At 42.8% G+C, this 1552-nt stretch carries 3 protein-coding genes; 2 read left to right on the top strand and 1 reads right to left on the bottom strand.

The annotated features are described in order from the left end of the window. The coding region (locus tag A3739_RS30130) for a peptidylprolyl isomerase (protein WP_369821112.1) at nt 1-272 on the top strand (272 nt) is incomplete at its 5' end. 119 nt (nt 273-391) lie between these two features. Further along, on the top strand, nt 392-1096 hold the full coding sequence (locus tag A3739_RS19035; protein ID WP_068483446.1) for an FKBP-type peptidyl-prolyl cis-trans isomerase: 705 nt from the start codon (nt 392-394) through the stop codon (nt 1094-1096). A gap of 73 nt (nt 1097-1169) precedes the next feature. Here A3739_RS19035 and hisI read toward each other — a convergent pair. After that, nucleotides 1170-1552, bottom strand: a 383-nt coding sequence (gene hisI, locus A3739_RS19030) for a phosphoribosyl-AMP cyclohydrolase (RefSeq protein WP_369821111.1), incomplete at its 5' end; no start/stop codon positions are given.

The following is a 1552-nucleotide window of genomic DNA, read 5'->3' as shown; positions in this document are numbered from 1 at the left end:
CAGTACAAAGAGTCCTTATTAAACATTTAATGGGAGACAAGAAACAGTTAGCGCGATTAAAACCGGGGATGACGGTTGGCATCAATACTGAACAAGGTGCTCGCCAGGCCACGGTTGTTAAAGCAGGCAAGTTCAATGTCGATGTTGATACGAACCACCCTCTCGCAGGCAAAGATCTGACGTTTGATATTGAAATCATTTCTATTAGAGAAGCTACAAAAGAAGAAATATCACATGGTCACGCGCATGGTGTAGGCGGCCATCACCATTAACAAGCCCTAATGTTGCGACTCTGGAAGATCCTCTGCAAAAGCCTTAAGGTTTTGGGTCTCAAAGAAAATGTCTGCCCGTCTACTGTTCAGGCTGACATCAAATGAATGGAAACAGAACTATGAACATAAAAAAAATCGCTTTGCCTTTACTAACTGCGAGTCTTATTGGAATGAGTCCAGTTACACTAGCTGAAGACGGCGCTGCTAAGTTTGAAAGTAAAGAAGCAAAAGTCAGTTATGCCTTTGGTGTGATGTTTGGTCAGCGCATGCGCAACGAACTCAAAGATATCGATTTAGATCAGTTCGCAAATGGTCTGAAAAGTGCGTTTAACGATGAACCTCAATTGCTTACTGATGACGAGATAGCTCAAACCTTGAGTGAATATCAGCGTGAGATGCAAGAAAAGCAAATTGCTGAACTACAAAAACTTAGTGAAGCGAATAAAATTGTTGGCGAAGAGTTCTTGAGCGCAAACAAAGATAAAGAAGGCGTAGTGACGCTAGAAAGCGGTTTGCAGTACAAAGTTCTTACTGAAGGCAAAGGCCCTCAACCTGCAGCAACAGATACTGTAACAGTGCATTACACCGGCAGCCTTATTAGTGGCGAAGTATTTGATAGCTCTGTTAGTCGAGGTGAACCAGCAACATTCCCGTTAAATGGCGTGATCGCAGGTTGGACCGAAGCGCTTCAACTAATGCCTACAGGATCAAAGTGGCAATTGTATATTCCTGCTGATCTAGCATATGGTCCACAAGGTAATCGCTCAATCGGACCTAATGAGACTTTACTATTTGAAGTTGAGTTGATTGAAATAGCGAAATAAGCACACGCTTATAAATATAAAAGGCGACTCATTAGGTCGCCTTTTTACTATCTGAACTAAGCCAAATCTGGTGCTAAAACTCAGTATTAATCTCAACTTCTTTTTCGCCAAATTTCAGATAAAAACACGATTTTCGGTGGGTATGACACGCCGCTCCTGTTTGATCAATCATTGCTAGCAAAACATCACCATCACAATCGGTGCGCAATTCTTTTAATTGCTGAGCATGACCAGAACTCTCCCCTTTTCGCCAAAGACTTTTGCGCGACCTAGACCAGTAACACATCCGTCCAGTAGCGATAGTTTCTTCTAGCGCATCGCGATTCATCCAAGCAAACATCAAAATCGACTTAGTCTCAGCATCTTGCGCAATTACCGGAATCAACCCTTGCTCATCAAAGGTTAATTCCTCAATGACGGTCGCGATAGGGAATGTTGTTCCCTCTTCTTGCGCTT

This window comes from Oleiphilus sp. HI0067 (assembly GCF_001635735.1).
Note: the sequence above shows the minus strand (reverse complement) of the source record. Positions and strands in the feature narration are given on the sequence as shown.

Coding starts and splice junctions, on each gene's coding strand:
- A3739_RS19035 (WP_068483446.1), top strand. CDS start 392: ATGAACATAAAAAAAATCGCTTTGCCTTTACTAACTGCGAGTCTTATT.